General features: G+C 51.8%; 11 protein-coding genes. 1 reads left to right on the top strand and 10 read right to left on the bottom strand.

The annotated features are described in order from the left end of the window. Positions 1 to 119 precede the first annotated feature (119 nt). Positions 120 to 578 carry an OsmC family protein gene (locus KIH39_RS12830; RefSeq protein WP_213500054.1) on the top strand — a complete coding sequence of 153 codons (459 nt, stop codon included), beginning with the start codon at positions 120 to 122 and terminating at the stop codon, positions 576 to 578. Here the strand turns inward: KIH39_RS12830 and KIH39_RS12825 are convergent. From KIH39_RS12825 to KIH39_RS12780, 10 genes are all read right to left on the bottom strand, one after another. Next, entirely contained in the window at positions 571 to 4,857 is a 4,287-nt protein-coding gene (locus tag KIH39_RS12825; RefSeq protein ID WP_213500052.1) for a DUF4340 domain-containing protein, read from the bottom strand. The two genes, KIH39_RS12830 and KIH39_RS12825, sit on opposite strands and share 8 nt — an antisense overlap. Positions 4,858 to 4,884: 27 nt before the next feature. After that, complete coding sequence (locus KIH39_RS12820) at positions 4,885 to 7,380, bottom strand: motility-associated ABC transporter substrate-binding family protein (protein ID WP_213500050.1); 2,496 nt, start codon at positions 7,378 to 7,380, stop codon at positions 4,885 to 4,887. A 66-nt stretch (positions 7,381 to 7,446) separates the two neighbouring features. Further along, a complete protein-coding gene (locus KIH39_RS12815) occupies positions 7,447 to 8,211 on the bottom strand; it encodes an ABC transporter permease (RefSeq protein WP_213500048.1) in 765 nt (254 codons plus the stop codon). A gap of 22 nt (positions 8,212 to 8,233) precedes the next feature. Beyond that, positions 8,234 to 8,953, bottom strand: coding sequence for an ABC transporter ATP-binding protein (locus tag KIH39_RS12810; protein ID WP_213500046.1), 720 nt, complete (start codon positions 8,951 to 8,953; stop codon positions 8,234 to 8,236). Positions 8,954 to 9,124: 171 nt separating this feature from the next. Further along, complete coding sequence (locus KIH39_RS12805; RefSeq protein WP_213500044.1) at positions 9,125 to 12,694, bottom strand: PVC-type heme-binding CxxCH protein; 3,570 nt, start codon at positions 12,692 to 12,694, stop codon at positions 9,125 to 9,127. A gap of 263 nt (positions 12,695 to 12,957) precedes the next feature. Continuing rightward, positions 12,958 to 13,419, bottom strand: a complete 462-nt coding sequence (locus KIH39_RS27105) for a MauE/DoxX family redox-associated membrane protein (protein WP_390623690.1) — start codon at positions 13,417 to 13,419, stop codon at positions 12,958 to 12,960. A 5-nt stretch (positions 13,420 to 13,424) separates the two neighbouring features. Next, positions 13,425 to 15,107, bottom strand: a complete 1,683-nt coding sequence (locus tag KIH39_RS12795; RefSeq protein WP_213500040.1) for a rhodanese-like domain-containing protein — start codon at positions 15,105 to 15,107, stop codon at positions 13,425 to 13,427. Positions 15,108 to 16,575: 1,468 nt separating this feature from the next. Beyond that, positions 16,576 to 16,923 carry a PDDEXK family nuclease gene (locus tag KIH39_RS12790; protein WP_213500038.1) on the bottom strand — a complete coding sequence of 116 codons (348 nt, stop codon included), beginning with the start codon at positions 16,921 to 16,923 and terminating at the stop codon, positions 16,576 to 16,578. 263 nt (positions 16,924 to 17,186) lie between these two features. Next, positions 17,187 to 18,554, bottom strand: a complete 1,368-nt coding sequence (locus KIH39_RS12785; RefSeq protein ID WP_213500036.1) for a DUF1552 domain-containing protein — start codon at positions 18,552 to 18,554, stop codon at positions 17,187 to 17,189. A gap of 1 nt (position 18,555) precedes the next feature. Continuing rightward, positions 18,556 to 20,925, bottom strand: a complete 2,370-nt coding sequence (locus KIH39_RS12780; RefSeq protein WP_213500034.1) for a DUF1592 domain-containing protein — start codon at positions 20,923 to 20,925, stop codon at positions 18,556 to 18,558. Between the last annotated feature and the right edge of the window lie 142 nt (positions 20,926 to 21,067).

Raw genomic sequence — 21,067 nt, 5'->3', positions numbered from 1 at the left:
TGTAAAATTACCATAGGTGGAAAATTGATGAAAGTGCAACTTCCGACGAAATCTGAGCAAATTTTCATTGTAAAACTGGGTAGTTTAATACGATGGCGAAAACTATAGGGGCGAAACATATGTCGAATCACACGGCCGTGGTGCGCTGGTCTCGCTCAGATCAGAAATTCACCGACAATCAGTATTCTCGGGTTCACGAATGGGCTTTCGATGGCGGCATCCAACTACGAGCCTCTTCTTCCCCTCACGCAGTGAGATTACCCTTCTCCGATCCCAGTGCGGTCGATCCGGAAGAGGCGTTTGTGGCCGCGGTGAGTTCCTGCCACATGCTCACGTTTCTTTATCTTGCGGCCAAAAAGGGGTTCCGAGTCGATTCGTATGTAGATGAGGCCATGGGAGTACTGGAAACAATTCAAGAGGGTCGGATGGGCATCACCCGCGTGATGCTGCATCCGAAAATTGTTTTTTCGGGTGATAAACTTCCCAGTGGTGAAGAGATCGAAAATCTGCATCACCACTCGCACGAAGAGTGTTACATCGCCAATTCGGTGAAGTGCGAAATTACCTGGTCTATTTAGCGAAACCCGCCCGGTCTTTCAGCAATCGCTGAGTATCCTTCTCGCTCAGCAACAAAATTTCCGGCTTGTCCGGGAGCTTGGCGTAGGCCCGTTTGGAGTCATCGACCCGGCCGATTTCCAGAGTTCGCTTCCCAGCCGGGGTAGCCACCGTGATTACTCGTTCGGCCGGTTTGAGGCCATAGAGTTTGTAGTCGCCTTCCTTGTCGGTGACGAACTTTTCCGCTTTCAAGCCGGCCATACAATCGAGGAAATCGGTTACCGTTTCGGCTTTGATCGGATCTGCCGGCTTGTTGGCGTCGAGCCAGCCGGCTGGTCCCTTCATGAACCGGTAACTTCCTTTATCATCTTTGAAGTCGACCGAAATCGAATTGGCCTGAGCCACGTCCAAAGTTTCCCAGAGTGTTCGCTTGCGATATTCCTGAGTCAGTTTTGTACTGGTTGCCGAATCGAGCAGGGCGATGCGGTCGTCGTTCGCCAGTTTGGCGTAGACGCGTTGGCCCGGCCCCGACTCCTTCTTACCGACCAGCAGATCCAGAACTTCTTTGCCGCTTGCGGAAAGTTTCCAGTGAGTCGGTTTATCGAGACCATAATCTTCGAGCTTGGCAGCTTTTTCCGCCACAAATTCATCGGCCCGCAGTTTGGCCAGAATGTCGTGCAGTTCTCGAAGCGATTCATCATCGGCATCTGCCTTCACTGGTTCGGTCACTTTCCAACCGGTGTCCCCCTTGGTGAAGGTGCGGGTATTCTGCGGAGTCTGAACGACAATCTTGTCAGCATTCAGGAAGGTTGCCAGCGTGCGATCCCGGAAGGCTACCGGTTCGGCAAGGAGTTTCGTAGCCGTGCTCCCGGCCAGAACTAGTACCGTTGAGGAACCGTCCAGTGCTACGAATCGATCGGGCGATTTATCATTGACGGGCTTGCCGATTTTCAGAGTGTATTTCGACTCTTTGCCCTTGGCGTCGAGTCGATCCAGCGTCACCACGGAGGCCGGTTTATCCAGACCGAAGGGCACGAAATCCTTCACATCCAGCGCCGCACAGCGGATGGCTCGCAGGTTGGTTAAGCGATCCGCCAATTCTTCCAGAGTCGGTTGGTCGGCCTTTTCTTTGGTGGGAGCGGCTATCTTCCAACCCCGGGTATCGCTGACGAGTTCCAGTTCTTTGCCATTCATCGTTCGGTGGATGGCCTGCAACTCCAGCGGATCGAACCGGATGAGCGACTTGTCGACGAAGTCGAGTTTGGTTTTATTCAATTCGGAGGCTGTGGGGATGGGGACCACCGCGACACCGGGGCTGGTATCGATTCGAACGAAGCGTCCTAGCTTGTTTTCGGTTTCTTTGCCCAGAAGAATGACGTGCGATTTGTCGCTGGAGCCGATTGTGATTTTTGCCGGTTTGCTGGCGTCATCGAGCCCGTATTTGGCGAATTCGACTTTGGGACCGAACGCGACGAACTTTTCCGCAGACAAATTCGCGGCCGTTCGAAGCAGACCTTCGATGGCCGGTCTATCCAGGGCGAAAGTCGCTCCCTCCGGTTTCCATTCGGCTCCCGACTTAATCAAAGTGACGGCTTCGCTGCCGATATTTGTCTGAATCTTGTTCACTTCGTTGAGCGGAATATTGAGCAGATTCTTGGAAAGCAGATCGAAAGCCGACTTGTTGGCATCGGCGAACAGAATGTCGGGCACGACGAAAATCGCCGGTTTATCTGCCAGTTTGGCGAAGTAGTTCGGCTTGGCGGGTTCTTTGGCCGGGCCATCGGCGTTGCCGATCAAAAGTGTGCGTTCCTGGGTCACTTCCTTGGCATCGGGTTGTGGTCCTTTTTCCGTAGCCTGGAAAGTAATTTTCAGGGTGGGGGCATCCAGACCATATTTCTTGAGGTCGGTGGTGTTATGGGCTTCATACTTCACCACCGAGACGCTGGACAAGCTGCCGAGCAGCGGAGCGACGCTACCGATGTCGATACCGCTTTCGAACGGAGAAGTGATCTTCCAGGTCAATTCATTTTTGACCAGCGTGTAGGGCTGTTCGGTACCCTTCTGAATGGTAATCTTAGTCGGATTCGCTCCGGCCCAAAGCTGAGTGGAGAGGAAGTTTACCGACCCGAGATTGAGGCTTTCGATGGCACTCTTATTGATGGAAAAGACCGTCGGCGAGCCGGCTAACCGGGCATAGTACTGTTCCGGCTTATCGGCGCGAGCATTGCCCACTTGCAGAGTCTGCTCAGTGGGCGGTTTCGGACCGGCGAAATGGACTTTTACCTGGAGAGTCGGCTGGCCAAAACCGAAGCCATCGCCGCCGTTGAGTACGGCCAGTCCCGAAGCTCCGAGAAGGCTGCCGTAAAGAGACTTCTCTTTTTCCGTGAGGGGATCGAAGACGAATTCCGTGGCTTCCAGATTCGCCAGATTCGAGATGGCGGAACTGGCTTTACTCGTGTCGGCTTCGGTCTTCACCGGCTCCAGAAGTTGCCATTTGGTGGTCGCTCCTGGAATTTCCTGCAAGGCGAATTTTTCGACAGCACCGCGCTGCGCGGTAATGGCATCGATCCGGTTATCACCCAGATCGAACAGCTTCAGGGAGCGATAGGCGCGGGCCTGTTTGTTCATCGCGGTCAGGAAATCGTCGCCCACCACATCGATGCGTTCCTGGCCTTCGACCCGCACATAAACTTTTTTCTTCAACGGATCGTGCCGGCCGATGTATAAGGTCTTGGTTTTTCCATCCGCAGTCAGCCGAACTTCGGTGGCCGAGTTAAGATCGAGATGGAGTGTCTGCAGATCGGCGAACGCGAAGCCGCCCAGCAGTATCTGGTAGGTCGGGCGGTCGAGGATTTCCTTTTTGCCCGATTTCAGCCCCACCAGGGGACGAATCAGGTCCTCGACCGGCTGGTTCTCCGCCAGTCCCTTGAAAGGTTGTTCGAGATCCCAGCGATCTTTCTTGGTGGCGTCTTTACCATCGGCTTTGGTCTTATCCAGCACCAGACGGGATTGATCGGGGCGATTAATCTGAATCTTGGTCACTCGATCGGCGTCCAGGCGCACGAGATTGGCATCGCGAAGTTCGTCGAGAGCTCGTTTCGGACCGCTGGCAATCTCTTCGGGGTTCTGCGGCATTGGCGGAGAGTCGTTGAAGAACACCTCCGCCAGCTTGTCGCCTTTGATTTCAAAAAGCTGCGGATTGTTCGCCAACCGGGCGTGGTAAAACTTCTCTTCGATGATTTTCGGAGGTTGCGGGGGCATGCCCGGCTGCGGCGGCGGAGCCGCTTCGGTACGAGTATTCACTCGAGTGATTCTGCCTATCAGCAAGGTGCGGTTGCCGCCATTGGTCAGCTTCAAAGTCAACTCCAGCGGCTTATCCTTCTCCTCCAGGCCGGTCTTGGTCGAATCCTTTTCTTCGATGAATTGCTCGACCCAAATATCGGGAATCGTGGTCAGGATATTTTTCAGTTTGGTGGGATCGACGCGGTCAACGAGTGGCTGACTGATCTCCCAGGCATCGGCCAGTTTGGTCGCGGCCAGTGTGGCATCGGCCCCGGGCTTGCCTTCCGGAGGTGCCGGTTTGGGGGTGGGTTGCGTCCGGCTGAGGGCGTAACGGCCCGCCGGTCCGTTGACTACAATTTCCTGGACGGCATCGGTCAGAACCGGAATCGAAGTAGAAGATTCCCCGTTGCCTTCATCGAAACGAATCCGCTCGGTATCCGGGAACAACTGACGACGCCGATAATAGTCGGGTTTGCGGTTGAGAACGGGCATGACGTCCGGCCCCAGTCGCAGCAGTTCCGGCTTGTTATCTACGCGCAGATAAGTTGGGCGGGTAAAGGGATTCTCGCCCGGCTTTACTTCGGGTTGTCCAAAAACCAAGGTCTCAGTTGCCCCGGAAGATTCAATTTTCACAGTCACGGGCTGGTTGGATTTGCCCAGCCCATATTCTTCCAGCTTCGATTCCCCGGTAATCGGAATCGGTGCAAAGCGGGTGTACAGCGAGGTCAGAAGCGACTTCAATTGTTCGACTTCGGACTGGCGGGTCGGCCAGTTGCCCGTCATCTCCAGAGGTTTACCCGGTGCATCCGCTTTCAGCTCCAAAGTATCTTTGGCAGTAGCGATTTCGATGCGTTTGATGTTATCCGGACGGATCTGCGTCAGGAGTTGCGCCGATTCCGCGGGGATAGCCGGTTCGAGGGTGGGCAAGCCCAGCTTCGTCGCTACCTCCGGGCCTTTATAGAAAAGGCCGACGCAACCACCCGCGAGTATCAGAAGTAATAAAGTCGTTCGAAGGTTCATGGTTGTGAGATCTTGAAGTTATGCCGTTTAGCGTACATTGCGGATCAACCAGACGATGATGCCGAAGTAGGCAAACAGCGCCGGCAAACCGAAGAAAGTACCTAGGTACCAGAGGTTTTTTTGTTTATCGGTCAGTTGAACGCGAGGATATTCCCATGTCTTTTCATCCGTCTGGGGAAGGCGATCTTCGCGACCGAGTAGCCAGTTGCAGGTATGCAGCAGGAATTTTTCCTTAGCCGGCCCGAGTTCCGGTTTCACGAACACGCCCCCTTGGCCGATAACGACCAGACGCTCCGTGGGACGTTTCAGCTGGCTGGCGGCAGCGGTCAGGCCGGCGGCCATAATGCCTTGATCGGCTCCGCCCAGCAAACCGGAAATCGCTTTGCCCTGCCAATAACTGCTATCCACCCATTCCACGGGGATCTTGGATTCGATGGCGACACCAATGGGGAAAGGCCCCCGGCGTTCTTCGTCGTGCGTATCTTTTTTGGGATCGTTGAATTTAGTCGCTTCGTATCGAGGTCGATAAAACATCATGCGGCCATTCTGCTGCATCGCCCCGGCAATCGGCTTTTCCTCATTCCAGCTATCGGCGGAAGTGTAGAGAAACTCCGCCGAGAAATTCTGCTGATCTTCGTATCCCGGCAGAATGTAGATCGGTCGCGGGGCTCGCAGTCGGATATCCAGAGCCTGATCGACGCTCTGGCCGGTGATGCGCATCGCTTCGGCCAGCGGATTTTTCTTCTTGCCCGATTTAAAGGTCACCATGGGAATTTCCAGCGGCTTATTCCCGAATTGTTCCCCGGTCATACGGCTGGCGAACGCTTTACTGTCGGCATCGAAGAGAATGGTTTGCCGACCGAGTTCAACGCCGCGGTCGACGAGAAGTTTTTCGAAATCATCCGGCTCGGACGGCGGCTGATTGTTCGGGCCATTGAGTGGCCCCATCAGTGCCAGCACCGGTTTGCCGGCCTTCATGAAATCCTTGATGACCTCGATCTGCTCTTTGGACAAATTGTAAATTCGGGCAGGAATTCCCGCGCTATCGGAGGCCGGGTTCATGATGGTCATACGCGGGAGGATCAGCAGGTCGCAGTCAGCGATCATGCGGGCGAACTTGGTTTTCACATCGCTGACCCGGCGATCCTCAAACGCTCGTTCCCGGCCCAGGAGTGCGTTGACTTCCTGGAGTTTCTTATCCCGTTCCTGCTTCTTTTCTTCGAGCCGTTTGCCGTAGGCATCCAGCGTTTCGGTAAAGCTGGCCAAATTTTCTTTTCGACCCTTCTCGCTCAATTCACCTCGGACCCGGGCGCCAAATTTCTTCACAAGGGCCGATTTGACATCTTCCAGATTGGGCATTTCGAAGATCTTTTTCAACTCTTTCAGTTCGCCTTGCTCTTCGAGGATTTCGCGAACTTCCGTCTCGGCGATTTCCAGTTCGCCCTCGAGCCGTTCCAACTCGGTTTCGTCGTAGTTGTACGCGCCCGGTTGCGGTGGGCCTTCGCCCCACTTCTTGAGAATAATGTCGGTGACTTCAAAACCATACGATTCCAGACATTTTCGCAGCCCGGCGGAACTGTAGGCTTCATCGAAGCCTTCCCCTTCCCGGGAAGTGAGTACCTGGTGAATCACCGCCAGGCCGACGCGCGGTTTGCGTTCCTGGATCGAAGTGATCCGGCTTGTGAACGGGGCTAACCCTTGAGGACGAAGTACCAGATTGCCTTTGTGGTCGTTAGCGGATTTCGAAGCCGATTTGTCGAGCTGATAGAATTCATTGAAGCTCAGCCGTTGAACTTTGCCTTCGGCCGCGAAGAAGATGCTGTTCTCGGGGGCCGATTTGATGGCCTCTTTCAGTGCTGGCCGATCTTTAGTCAGTGCTTCGAACTTCTGATCGTAGCCTTCTTCCTCGACATCCAGCACGCTCACCTTGAACTGCGGTCCAACGCTCTGGAACTGATCGACCAGATCGCGAACTTTCTCGACCACTTTTCGTTCCGCGGCGTAGTCGGAAGCATCCGGCTTGGAAGCCAGCTGTCCAAAAGTTTTATGCTGTTGCAGCACGACAATCTGAGTCTCACCCTGCAATTTTTTGAGTTCCTCCACCACCTGGTCCGGGAGTGTAAACTGCTGATCTTTGGTGAGATCCCAACGTTTGGGGTAGGTGAAGGAATAGACATTCACCGCGCCCAGAATACCGATGGCCAGGACGATTTGCAGCCCGGCATTGATGCCGACGAAACTGCGGCGGCCGGTGGCTTTGCCCAATCCGGCCAGAAGTTCGACCAGCAACATCAGCACGACCGAAAGGGCGCCGAAAGCCATTAAACTACTGGCGATCAAGGCCATTTGGCCGAGCTTGTTATGCCCGGCGTCGGTCAGGGTACCGATGGTCCAAGACATTTCTTCGGAGCTGTAAAGCGCAGCGCCGACCCCGGCCGCGAACAATCCGGTGCAGCCCAGCAGTCGCAAGAGAAAACGCAACCGGGTTCCGAAAGATCGTCTGTAGCGAACGTCGTTTGGCATGGCTGTCTGGGTTAATTCCTAAGTCGATTTCGGTTACCAAAGCCCTTATAAGACGGACTGCGAAAATTACTTCCAGCGTCGGCTTTCCAGGCTTCGCACGGTCAGGAACAGGCAAAACAGAGTTACGGTGCAGTAAAGCACCAGATGTCGGGTATCCAATATACCGCGTGTGAAATCCTTGCTGAAATGCAAGGGCACGCTGACGAAATAAAGAATGCGATAAAACAGGCTTGAGGTATCCATGTCGGGACGCCAGAAGCCGGCGACGATAAAGAGCAGAGATAACATCAGAGTGATTAAGGCAGCCACCATCTGGCTTTTCACCAGACTGCTGACGAAGAGCCCCAGCGCCAGGAACATGGCTCCCGCCAGGATGACCCCGACATAGGAGGCAATCACCGGGCCCGGATCGATGCCCGGCTTCATGGTCTCCCAGTTCCAGTCGAGCAGAATTGGCAGGTAGAGAAGCGTGGGTAGCCACATGACGATGTAAAACTTGAAGCAGGCGAAGAACTTGGCGAACACCACCTGCCAGTCGCGAATGGGGGCGGTCAGCAAAACTTCCAGCGTTCCGGAGCCCCGTTCTTCGGCGAACAATCGCATCGTCAGTAGCGGCGGAATAAACAAAAAGACCAGCCAGAATCGCTCATCCCCCAGCAGAACCTGCATGGGAAATTCGACGCCGCGCGGGCCGTGCTCGGTTAACAGATTCGTGGTGATGTAAAAAAGGTGGCCAGTAACCAGCAGGAACACGAACAGCACCACATAGGCGATCGGCGAGAGGAAGTAGGCCGAGAATTCCCGTTTCATTAAGCTGTATGTCGGACGCATGGTATCTTCAATTTCCTGAGAATTAATCGACTACACCGGTAATCTGCACGAAGATGTCTTCGAGGCTGCGATTACCGCCCATGTGCCGGATACTTTCCAGCGTACCTTCCATCGCTACTTTCCCCTGATTGATCATGATGACCGAATCGCAGGCCATCTCAACCTCAGAGAGAATGTGCGTGGAAAGCAGAATCGTATGTTGGTTGCCCAGCTCGCGAATTAATTTGCGGGTTTCGCGAATCTGCGTAGGATCGAGCCCGGCCGTCGGTTCGTCGAGAATTAATACGGGCGGATCGGCCAGCAGCGAATCCGCCAAACCGACGCGTTGCCGATAACCTTTAGATAAAGTTCCAATCAACTGTCGGCGCTGATCTTTGAGCCAGCAGCGTTCCAGCACGAAATCTATACGCTTGCGGGTGGTCGAACGGTTCAGACCTTTCAAACCGCCGCGAAAACGCAAGTATTCTTCCACTCGCATTTCCGTGTACAGAGGACAGCTTTCGGGCATGTAACCAATACGGCGACGAGCTTCGATGGGATTCCAGAAGACATCTTTACCATCGACGGTGGCCTGTCCCGAAGTGGCTGTCGAGAAGCCCGCCAGGATACGCATGGTCGTGGACTTCCCGGCCCCGTTGGGGCCTAGAAAACCAACCACCTGGCCCTTGGAGACTTCGAACGAAATGTCACGTACGGCGGGGTAATCGCCGTAGTACTTGGTGAGATTCTTGACGGAAATCATGGTGCCTACCACTACAGCAGAATTAGCACTAGTATCTTTAGAGGCTTCCAACCGAATGGGCAAGGGAGTAAAGCTGTAACCGTTACATCAATTGGGGAATCTGATGCTTGGGCGTATAAGCGAATGGATAGGTCCATTCGCTTACGCTAGAGGTTTTTCGAGAATACCCGGCTATTTCTTCCCGGCCAGCTTCAGTTCTTCCTCGCTGGTTAAGGCAAAGTAGAAGCCGTGCTCGCCATCCCCGTTGATAATCTTCATCAGAATTTCGTTCTTACCTTTCTTCAGCGTCACTGGGATCTTCTGTTGCTCGGGTTGTGCAGCCACGTGTGAGGCGTCGTTGTAGACTTCTTTGCCGTTGACCCACAGTTTCACGCCATCGTCGTGACCTAAAAGAAGAACTGCCGCTTGATCCTTGGGGGATTCGATGGTCTGGTAGACGTACGAGGTGATCAGATCGCTCTTCGGTGCATGGAAAGATTTCAGATCGAAATAACCGCCGCCGTTGCTCTTGATGGTCCGCCAGGTGACGTCCCCTTCTTTGCCCTTATACTTCGCCCCGAGATTGATAGGGCCTTTTTCAGGTTCGAAGGCCGTTCGCAGTCCCGAATCGGATTCGTCGTTCGGGAATGGTCCGACGATCTGGAAACTTTCGGGGGTCAACGAAGCGGTTTTCAGCGTGGTCAGATATTCGACGAGATCGATGAGATCGGATTCGCTCATGGTGGCAACCAGGTTATCGGGCATCAGCGAAACCAGACTCTTCTTTCGCTGTTCGATCGATTTCAAGGGGATTTTTGTATCTTTCCCGTTCGCATCGCGAATGGCGACTTCGGTTTCCGTCTCGCCGACCAGCAGGCCGGTGACCGACTGACCGCCTTCATCTACGATCGTCCATTGGATGTACTGATCGGCGATGGCCTTCGACGGGGTAAGAATCGAGTCGTAGAGGTTTTCTTTCCCGGCGGCCTTCTTGCCGATCATCGAAAGATCGGGTCCGATGTTGCCCCCGATGCCGCGTACCATGTGACAACGCAAGCATTGCGATTCGTTTTTCAAGGACGCCAGAAGCAGCGTTTTCCCATGCTCGGCATTGCCGTTGCGTTTAATCAGTTCGGAAATGGCCGGAAGTTTCTTGGGATCAAGCTTCCCCGCCGTTACCGGGAAAGCGATCATGGCCCGATTTCGTAAATCCTGGTGAGGAGTGTTGCGGGCCAGTCGACCGGCTTCCATTACCAGTTCTGCGGGCAGTTTTTTCTTTTCCTGTTCCGAAATCAGATACTGCACCCCCGGACGGCTACCGGCCAGGACGCCGAGAATCTGAGATCGTAGGGCGGCGAATTCCGGTTGAGTCAAGGCCGTGGTTAACAGCTTAATGGCATGGACGCTGGTTTCAGTCTGTCGTCGGCCCGCTTCATCGAGAATGACGCCGAGAGCTTCCACCGCCTTGGGGGCCAATTCTTTCTCCATCAGCAGATGATGAAGAATTTCGATGGTGTTGGAATTCCAGAGACTCCCCAGCGTCAGCACGGCCTTCTGCCGGACTTCCAGCGGCATTTCCTTGTTGTGGATGAGGCTTTCGACCTTCTCCAGCATTTCATTCCGCTTGGAAACGGCAATTAATCCTAACCCGGCCACGGCCGTCGATTTATCGCCGATGAGCTTGGCGATAGCCTGAGTCAATTCGGGGGCCTGACGAAGTGAGTTCCACTTGCCGGGTAGGAATCGCTTCAGGTTATCGAGAATGCGGTCGCGAATCTCGGGGCTCGCTGTTTTACCGAGAAGTGCCAGGAGCGATTTCCCTGCCTCGGCCTCATCCGAAGAAGCCAGGATATCAATGACTCGAGATTTCTGAGTGGCCGTGAGTTTGGGATCATCGAGGAGGGTTCCCAGCTTGGTCAACATCGATTTGGGTCGGAGTTCCCAGACCAGATCGGCGACTTTGTCGTTCCATTCGGGGAAGTTTTTCTCGAAATCGGCGAGTAGGGCCGCGCGACGCGTTGGTTCCGTTCCGCAAGCGATGTTGAGGGCAGAAAGGTAGAAGCGGTCCTGGCCGTTCCAACTCTTGGCCTGTTCGTAAAAGAACTTGCTGATCGCTTCCGCAGGCATATTTCGGGAAACCAGAAGCAATTCTGTACGCTGTTCAATGTCCGTATTGTTCAGCCAGCTTTCGAAAGATTTCTTTTCCGCCGAGGGAAGAAACTTGTCGAACGAAACTGGGTGCCGAGTTTCATCGACGATACGAATCAGGGTGGTCCAAATCGGTTGGAAGTGGCTGTTGTAGAGAACCGTATCGCAGATCCGGTCGAGATATTGCGGATACATCATCGTCGAAAACGCATATAGAGCTCGAGCCGATGTCGTATTTTTGTTCTCCGAACTTCTCAGAGCATTAAATAATACGCTGAATCGTTGATCTTCTTTGGCTTTGACGAGCGCGGCCCGGATGTAGTTTCGGGTGGCCAAATTCGGGTTATTGAAGCCGGCGAGCAAATCATCGTCGGCGTTGAGATTGTAACTGGGAATCTTATACCCCTTATGCTCCTTCGGCGTGATGCGATAGACTCGGCCGCGGGTCCAGTCGCCCATGCCGTGACCGCCGACGCCGGGGTCGTACCAGTCGCAGACGAAAATACTGCCATCGGGAGCCACCCGCACATCGACTGGTCGGAACCAATTATCGGTACTAGTCAGAATCACTTCTTTCTCAAGTTCGTAACCAGCACCACGCGGAATACGTTTGAATCGTCGCACCTCTCGTGGTCCGGCGTCGCAATGCAGCAGTTCGCCTTGGAATCTTTCCGGCATCAGAGTGCCTTCATAGAAGGTGATTCCGGTCGGGCTGCCGAAGCCGGTTCGCAAGACTTTGTGAACGATTCCCGGCTGTTCTTCATGCCAGTGACTTTCGCCCGGCCCACGTGGATGATAGCCGTAGTTACCACCGGGCATGACGTAGCAGATGCGAGTTTGCTGGTTGCCGTCGTCGTCGTTGTCGGAGAGCCAGATTTCGCCGAAGCTGTTGACGCAGCACTCGTAATTGTTGCGGAAATTGTGAGCGATCAATTCGAGATGGGTGCCATCCTGATCGCAACGCCAGACCGTACCGGCGCGGCAATCGGTATTATTGCTGGTCCACTTCCGGCCCTTGCCATCGCTCGATTGTAAGTCTTTAACGCCTTGATCGCCCACGGTGAAATAGAGCTTGTTATCCGGCCCGATGCTCAGGCCGTGGACGCCGTGATCGTGGTCGAAACCACCAAAGCCCGTCAGCAGTACCTTGGGTGGTCCGTCGGCCTTAAGATCGCCGTCTTTGTCTTCGAAAACCCAGATATTCGGGGACTGAGCCACGAACACTTTCTGTCCTTTGCCGTCGGCATAGGGAACGACGCAAATGCCCAGAGGAGCAATCAACTCCGGCGATTGGTAGAACGTAACGGCCTCGGTCGCTTTGCCTTCGCCAGTCTTGTCTGTGAGAACGACGATGCGGTCCCCCTCGGGCCGCAGGATCGGTCGGCCAAAGTTCTTTCGCCGGTAATTAACGGCTTCGGTGATCCAGACCCGCCCTTTATGATCGATGTCCATGGCCGTCGGGTTGATGAGCATCGGTTCGGATGCAAACAGTTCGACTTTCAGATCGGGGGAGACCTTCATGGTCGAGATCGATTTTTCCGGCGGAACTTGCGCGGCGGCCCGGTTATTCCAAAGCGACAGAGCCAGAGCGGCAACGAGAAACAGACGAAGCATGCGAGAGTCTCACAGAAGCGGGCGGGAGGGTTATCCTTGAAAATGATAATCGCGATTTTTCGAAAAAGCGAGATAATTTGGTGGAGGGAGGTGTCAGTTAAGAGAAGCCGCGGCATTGGCATTCAGACGAAATCGGTCTTTCGCGCGAAGGAACTCTTTTTCAAGAGAAGTGCTTGCAGGATCCATGGTCTAGGCGGAGCCAATGGAAACCGCAGATGTCAAGAATCGTAACTATTCAGATTAAATAACCTTCCATTAGGTATTTAGGTGAGATTTTCTCGAGCCGATCCAGGCGAACGAGTCTGCTCCCGACTCTCTGCCGATGACTTGGTGCAGAACCCAACACACGAGAGAAGAAATCCGATTGCCGAAATTGAAATCGATTTAATTCCTATAGGATTTGAGGCGGAGCCGCCGAAAGAACCGCAAGATATATTCAAACCTCTTGCGAGCGTGATTATTTGTAAAGTGGCAAAGGAGAAAAACAGGAAAGCTGAAAATACAAATGCGGGTCTTCGCAATCTCTCATCAGTTAACAAGGCTAAACCTATTGTTAACTGAAAAAATGGAAGTAACATGGAGGTCGCAATTCCAAATGACTGGTTGCAAATCTGATACGAATAAATAGTGGAAAGAAAATGATAGCTATTGTCGATAAGCGGGAATGAGGAAAAAAGCAATATTCCCGAAACGGGTAAGCCGATAATCCAATCTCGATATAACATAAAAATTATTTCCCAGAGGTTGAGGTGCGATGATTCCAATCGTTCATGCCGCCGCGGTAAATTAATACATGTTTGTAACCTTGAGGAACGAACAAACCAGCTATTTCGTCCGCCCAAAGGCAATTTTCACTTTGACAAAATACAATCACAGTTTTATCTGGAGAAATTTGATGGAGGATTTCTTTCATACCCAAATAGCCCGTATTAATAGGAAGGTTCAAGGCTCCCGGAATAGTCTTGCGTCGATATATGTCGCTGGGTCGAGCATCTATTAGGGCAACATTCATATTTGACCTAATGCTATCGAAATGTTCAAAATCGATTTCTTCGGGAGTAGTATGAAAATATGAAGCAGTAATATATGCTATTCCAGATTTGCCGTTCCAGAAACCAACAGGTGAAAATATATGCCAGCCGAGCGCGATACTAACCGTCGCGATTGGAATGACGAGAAAACGATTTGCTAATATTTTTTTTAGTAACGAGAATACAAACATAGTAATTACTACGATTGCAATCCATTCCATCGGGGGGTTGAACACAGACCCATCGAACGATTTTCTGCTCACGATAAGTCCGGAGCCATCCCAGATCGAGAGCAACTCAGAAGTTGAGATATCCATTGTGGCTCTAGGCGGGTCGTAGATTGTAACTTTTCCGGACTCTGTAAATCCGAGAAAAGTCACCCAGTGATCGTAATTCGCCATTCCTGGCGATCTGGTATGTAAAATTACCGGAGACTGCGTGGCTCGCAGTTGTGCAATACTCATTTGACCGTAGTCGAATGATTTTAAATTTGTTGTTTCCGATATGGCTCGAATTAGATCTTCAGTCGAGCTTCCTTCGTGACTACTGACAAATTTCTCGGACAACAAAGTTTCAAAATCGATCTTCTCATTTAGTGCCTGCGCGGAAGCGTAAACGCAGTGCAATCCGCAATAGGGCCCAATTTGCGAATCGTCGGCGAAACAAAAATTGCCATAGCAAAGAGTAATGCCTACACATAATAAATAATTTTTATGTTTCGAGAATCGCTTCCAGGGCTTAAAATATATCAGACCAACCAATAATATGGCGATCGAGCTTACAATAAAAGTTTTGTTGGAAATCACATTCGAAAAGCGAGATTTCTCTGCCGCATTAATTCCCACTAAATCTATGGATTTTACTGCATCGACTCCGTTCCATTCGTATTCAATGGGTGTTTTTGCGACGATTCGTTCTTTTATAGGTATGCATTTTAAAGCGCTATCAATAACAGCTTCAATAGATGCTTTGTCGTATAAGTATTGACTGACTTCTATTGAATAATTATTTTTGAATATCGCATTATCGCGACCAATCAATTGCATTTTGTATATGCCTGAAGATTTAGTCGATTGTTCGGACACTGGGGTGTTGAAAGTGTAGCTTGCGGCGTATTTATTGCGACTTGCTGCAGTGGGAGCAAAATCAATTTTTTGAATATCTCCCGCTTTTGTGACTGTAATAGACAACTCACCTTTCTCAAATGATTTATTTGCCAACCCTTGTTTCTGTTTTGCGTCTGCATACACCGTCTGAAATTCTTTAGGTGAAATGTCTGCGGACAATCTAGATCTTGCCGCGGCAAAACAGATTGTGTCTAGAAATCCTCTTTGTGAATATTTGATGAGATCCAATTCGCTTCCGGTCTCTTCAGAAACCAAGACGGAACCTTCATATTTGTACGATTTGAAATCCGTTATAGAATTGAAGTTTTGTTTCAGTGAAAATTCTAATGTGATCGTTTTCCGACCCAATCGCGCCACATAAAAATCGATTCTTTGCTCTTTACTCTTAGCCGATATTCTCGAGAATCCACATATGGCCTTTTCTGGACTCCTCGCTGAGATGAACGCAAATTTCTCAGAAGGATTATCTATATCAGTAGCTATCCCGATGCATCCAAAATTATCTAAACTTTGTGCGTGTACTAAGTTGCAAAAATTCCGTGCTGACGAAATGAAGATCAGTAAATAGAAGCAATTGCGCATTTTGTGAAGCCTTGGCTATGGGGCTATTGTTTAAAGAGTCCTATTCGCACTTAGAGGTCCTGACAAAACCCTCGTTTGTCCAGTGAAAACTGCTAATACCGAGGGTTTGTTAGGATCTTTTAATTTAATCTTAAGTCATCTTGAATAAAGAATTCGCTATCCGCCCGACAAATCTATAAATGGATAGCGCTCAAAAAGCTACTCAAAATGTCAATCATTCAATCTACTATAACTGCATCGCACGTACCCGTAGACGGTTTTGTCCAAGCACCCAGACAATCCCGTTTCCCGGACACATTACTGCAATTGTAAATTATGACATGGTTCTCCGCATCTTTTTCTTCTAGTACTCCTCGCACTCGTGTATTTGCGATGTATTGACGTGAATCCAAACAAGAATTGCCTTCTGCATCGCTACAGGAGTATCCACCAACATTTCCTGTACAAAGACTGGGAACCTGCTGTGCAGCACCCACATACCTGCTAGGCATGCCCAAAAAACTGTGGGAAATCATCGCCGTCGCGATCAAACATACTGAAATGACCTTTTTCATACTTTGTCCCTTTCCGAACAATTGAGTACCAGAGAACTTTCTGGATACAATGAAAGATGTTGACGAAAATGCGTAAATGCCCAGGAACTAGCGAGTACTCAATTTTCGGCTGATAGAAATCGCCAAAAAATCTGGGCGTTAGGCAGTTTGTCGTCGTAGCCGAAATGGCTACTTTCTCTGAATGTAATCTGAACAAAAATAAAGTCAAATTAAAAATAAAAAAAAATTAACAATAGTAAATACGTACCCATTCTTGGGTACATGCTAATCGCCGTAAGTTTGGATTTGGAATACTTTGGCAGACAATTCTTCAGCCTAAAGCATATTTGAGAGGGCCGTTTGTCCCTATCGCAATCGAAGGTTAGGGGTGTTAAGAACAGATTTCATAATGAAAAAATCAGGGATTTGCGTTCCCAAATCAGCCCGCGTTGAACGGAGAGATACAGATACTGCACAGACTCTTACTTCCCCTCATTCCTCACCCGCGCCTCTAACTGACGGATCTTCTCCTGCTCTACCCGCAACTTCGCTTGCAAGTGTTCTTCACAATCGATGGGTGTTGGGATGAGTTGTCTGTGGGCATCAATTCAGAGTATCGAGGTTTCTCGGCAGTTTTCAAACTCCCCATTCCACAACAGCAGTCCTAGTCCTGTATCTCCCAGATGCACCGGATCGATCGGGAGATATTCTCCCTCTTCAAGTCGATAAGCGTTCAAAAGGCCGATTTTCAAGAATTCTTGTGGGGCGAAGATCACGTTGATAGGCACACCGATCCGTGCATAGGATTCAAATTTTCCCGAGGCTTCCCTACCTCGTCGATCGGACACAATTTCGAGGACAACATCGGGAACTTTGCCCATGCGCCAGACAAAATAAAAGCGATTATCCGCATCCTGAATCGATCCTGGCTGCGGTTCGACATTGAGAGCCAGCATCACAGCAGGCGCTAGAGGTGGATTTTTGTACTCGTAAAAAAAAGCCGAAGTTGGCGTAAATCCGGAATGGTTTGTTTGTCGGTTATTTCCAGAAATTGATTACCGGAACTGTGAGAAGCCGGTAAAGCTTCTCGTGAAACAGGCTTTCCACTGTCGAATCGTCCTCGACTTGCAGGAGGCGGGTGTCCCGCTCCTATTCCGGCGAGACACTTTCGAATTCCTCCCGGGGAGTGGGCTCAATAGCCATAATGGCCTCTTCAAAATCAGATCTTCAGCACGCCAGTGCTGTCGCCGAAGCTCTTCACCGGGCAGCCGAGCTTGTCGAACATGGCCAGGTAAAGATTCATCAACGGCGTATCCTTGGCGTACTCCAGGTGCTGGCCGGTTTTCACTTTGCCGCCGTAGGAACCGATGCTGATGATCGGCAGGTCGTCGTGATTATGGCGGTTACCGTCGCCGATGCCGGAGCCATAGACAATCATGCAGTTGTCCAGCAGCGATTTTTCGCCTTCTTTGATCGATTTCAGCCGGCCTACCATGTAAGCCAGTTGTTCGATATGGAAGCGATTGATCACGCGCAGCTTGGCGAAGTTTTCCTTGTTGCCCTGGTGATGCGAAATCTCATGGTGACCTTCGCTGACCGGCTTTTGTTTCCCTTCCCAATCAATCGTCAGGAAGCTATGGGAGCGGTTGCTTCCGTCGTTGGCCAGTGGAAGGGTCACGACACGCGTCATATCGGTCTGGAAGGCCAGAACCATCAGGTCGCCCATCAACCGCATATGTTCTTTCAGATCCTTGGGAATTCCCGTGGGAATCGCCGTACCGGCGGGCGGGGCCACCGGTTTCTGATCGCGCATCTTGCGAGCCCGTTCGATGCGGCCTTCGAGTTCGCGCACGGCCGTCAGGTACTCGTCCATCTTGTGCTTGTCGTGGGTGCCCAGTTGATTATCGAGCGACTTGGCGTCTTCCATAACGAAGTCAAGGATGCTCTTATTTTGCTTTTCCCGTTTGGCTCGGGTTGCGTCCTTTTCATTGTTGGTGCCGTTGCCGAAGAGCCGTTCGAAAACGACCTTGGGATCGACTTCCTTGGCGTTGGGGGTCGAATCGCCGCGCCAGGAGAAGTTCGACTGGTAGGCACAGCTGTAACCGGAGTCGCAGTTGCCGGAGGACTTGCCACCCTCGATGCCCAGTTCCAGCGAAGCAAAACGGGTCTGTTCGTTGAATTGGTTCGCAATCCACTGGTCGGCGGATTGTCCAGCGCGGATATCCGCGCCATTGGTCTTCTTGGGTTGCCGGCCGGTGAGGAATGCGGCCTGAGCGCGGGCATGATCGCCCGCTCCGTCGCCGTTGGGGCGAGCCTTATCCAAGGTTAAACCGGAGTAGACGTTGAGGTCTTTTTTGAACTCTTTGAGCGGTTCCAGGATCCAGGGAAGTTCGTAGTCGGCGCCGACTTTGGCCGGTTTCCAGTCCTGCATGTGCACGCCGTTGGGCACGTAGAAGAATGCAGTGCGCATCGGAGCCGATTTCGCGGCCGAACCAGGTGCGGCGGCGGAGAAAGTTTCCAGCCAGGGCAGGGTTACAATGGTACCCAGGCCCTTTAAAGCCGCTCGACGAGTTAGAATATGATTCATGTTAGTCCTCTTTCACTCGGCGTTTTTGGAAGGGATCGCTTTGAACGATCGAAAGAATTAACGCCGAAAATTGATCATTACCTGCAAGTGTGCCTTTGACGATATCGTCTATTGCACACTTGTCATAATATTCAGTACCACGGCCTATAGCATATGTTAACATTTTTTCAGCTAAATTTCGACGAAAAAGATCGGCCTTGCTGATCAGTACTTTCCGCAGTTGAGTCGGGCCATCAAATTTATCGCCACTGGGTAAGGTTCCGGAAGCGTCGATCTTGTATTTTCCATCATTAGCCCGCCAGGTTCCTACAGCCGTGTAATTTTCCATGCCGAAGCCAATGGGGTCCATTTTGGCGTGGCAAGAGGCACAAATGGCGTTGACCCGGTGCTGTTCCATGCGCTGGCGTAGCGAACCGGTCAATTCCGCGCCACTGCCTTCCGGCAGAGGCGGCACATCGGGTGGCGGTGGGGGTGGTGGAGTTCCGAGAATATTCTCGAGCACCCACTTGCCCCGTTTCACCGGCGAAGTTCGCGTGGGGTTGGAAGTCAGCGTCAGGATACTCCCCTGGCTGAGAATGCCGCCGCGAGCACCGCCTTTGGCTGGGTCGTTGAAGGTGTATTTTTTGAAGTCATTGCCATTGACGCCGTTGATGCCATAGAAGCGGGCCAGCCGTTGGTTGAGGAAGGTGTAATTCGAGTCGAGGAATTCCAGAATGCTGCGATCTTCCTTCACGATGTAATCGAAGTAGCTCTGAGTTTCCTTGACCATCAGATTTTTAATTTCTGTGTCGTATTCCGGGAAGGTTTTGCGGTCCGGAATGTGGGAATCCAGCGTTCGCAGCTGCAGCCATTGCGAAGCGAAGTTCTGAGTGAGAGCCGAAGCTTTAGGATCCTTCAGCATTCGGCGAACTTGCAGTTCCAGAACATCTTTTCTGCGCAAATGTCCCTTGCTGGCCAACTGGGTGAGTTCATCGTCGGGCATCGAACTCCAGAGGAAGTACGAGAGCCGGGTCGCCAGTTCATAATCGTTGATATTCACGGCCGCTTTGGTCTCACCCAGTCCGCCATTTTGTTCGATTCGAAACAGGAAATTCGGGGAAACCAGCACGGCCCGGAGGGCGAAAGCGACCGATAGCTCGAACGGTTCTTTTTCCAGAACCATCGCTTTATAGAGGCGCATCAGTCGGTCGACTTCCTCGGTCGTGGCGGGTCGGCGATAGGCTTTGCTGGCGAAGTTCTGAAGGATTTTGCGAGCGGCCGGCTCCTCGTCCTGCTTAGTCTTGGGAGTTGTAATCATGATCCGTTTTTGAGCTTCGGTCGGCGGCTTCGGAGCGGGATGGAAGGGGCCTTCCAGTTCCATTAACACGATCGAGAGGGAGCGTTTTTCGTCTTTATTTTTAGCCGGGGGCGGGTTGGTGAATGCGAAGCCGACCTGATGTTTCCCGGCTGTCATTTTCGCTTTGAATTCATGTATTTCCGGCTTCTGCTGGGTGCCGCCTTTGATCTCGATAGCCTTGATTTCTTTTTTGTCGATCTGGAAGCTCATTTTCACGGCTTCGGATGTATTGTTCTCAGCAAAAGCCTGAACTTTAACAGTGAATTCGCCCTCACGATCCGGTTCGAAATTCACGAAGCTCATACCGCCCTGAGTCATGTGCATTCGCACGGGCCGGGCGGCGGGATCCTTGAAACCTTTGGCGGATCCCTGCATGGCCTGAGCTCGGAAGAAGTTCTTAGTCGGCTTCACCTCGGTTTGAACAATAATGGCTTCTTCCATGATTCTTTCGGCCGCCCGCATATATTTTTCGAGCAGAATCGGAGGCATGGAGAGAACATCGCCGATGTTGTCGAAACCGTAACCGACATCGTCCGAAGGGAAATCTTCCGAGGGATTGAAGGTGACGCCGACGAGGTCGCGAATCGTATTCGCATATTCGGCTTTGTTCAGCCGGCGAAGTGTGGGCCGACCGGGATCGCGGGCCACACCGCAATCGACTTTGGTGAGGGATTCCGTGATCAGCGCTTCGATTTTTTCGCGCTCGGCGGGCGTTGGTTTGACCTTGGAATCTTCGGGGGGCATTTCCCGCGAGTGGATATTACTGACAACATCGAGCCAGACGCGGCGATCTTTTAAAGCACTTTTGGCATCGCGATATTTCTCTAGTGAAAGGCCCGCCGATTTTTTGGTCTCGTTATGGCACTTCAGGCAGTATTTGGAAAGAAAGGGCACCACCTCTTTTTCGAAAGAAGCTGCGGCGGCCGCATCGAAAACAGGTGTATCCTTGGCTTGCTCAGCAGAGACCGATTCCCACGAGTAAACAAATACGGCGAGGGCAATGAAAAGGAACAGTACGAAAGGGCGATAGCCCATCTCGAAAACTCCCGGACGAAACTTAAAAATCGAACCCCAGAGGAGAAGGGGTAGGTATGGAATGATCTATAGTATATTAACCGCGGAGAATCCCTTTGGGTATCGTCAAAAGCCCCAATCTGATCGAATTCTCATAATGTTC

It is taken from the genome of Telmatocola sphagniphila (genome assembly GCF_018398935.1).
Classification (GTDB): Bacteria; Planctomycetota; Planctomycetia; order Gemmatales; family Gemmataceae; genus Telmatocola; species Telmatocola sphagniphila.
This window is presented reverse-complemented; position numbering and strand designations above follow the sequence as displayed.

Coding starts and splice junctions, on each gene's coding strand:
- KIH39_RS12780 (WP_213500034.1), bottom strand. CDS start 20,925: ATGGGCTATCGCCCTTTCGTACTGTTCCTTTTCATTGCCCTCGCCGTA.
- KIH39_RS12825 (WP_213500052.1), bottom strand. CDS start 4,857: ATGAACCTTCGAACGACTTTATTACTTCTGATACTCGCGGGTGGTTGC.
- KIH39_RS12805 (WP_213500044.1), bottom strand. CDS start 12,694: ATGCTTCGTCTGTTTCTCGTTGCCGCTCTGGCTCTGTCGCTTTGGAAT.
- KIH39_RS12820 (WP_213500050.1), bottom strand. CDS start 7,380: ATGCCAAACGACGTTCGCTACAGACGATCTTTCGGAACCCGGTTGCGT.
- KIH39_RS12810 (WP_213500046.1), bottom strand. CDS start 8,953: ATGATTTCCGTCAAGAATCTCACCAAGTACTACGGCGATTACCCCGCC.
- KIH39_RS12815 (WP_213500048.1), bottom strand. CDS start 8,211: ATGCGTCCGACATACAGCTTAATGAAACGGGAATTCTCGGCCTACTTC.
- KIH39_RS12830 (WP_213500054.1), top strand. CDS start 120: ATGTCGAATCACACGGCCGTGGTGCGCTGGTCTCGCTCAGATCAGAAA.
- KIH39_RS12790 (WP_213500038.1), bottom strand. CDS start 16,923: ATGCTGGCTCTCAATGTCGAACCGCAGCCAGGATCGATTCAGGATGCG.
- KIH39_RS27105 (WP_390623690.1), bottom strand. CDS start 13,419: ATGTTATATCGAGATTGGATTATCGGCTTACCCGTTTCGGGAATATTG.
- KIH39_RS12785 (WP_213500036.1), bottom strand. CDS start 18,554: ATGAATCATATTCTAACTCGTCGAGCGGCTTTAAAGGGCCTGGGTACC.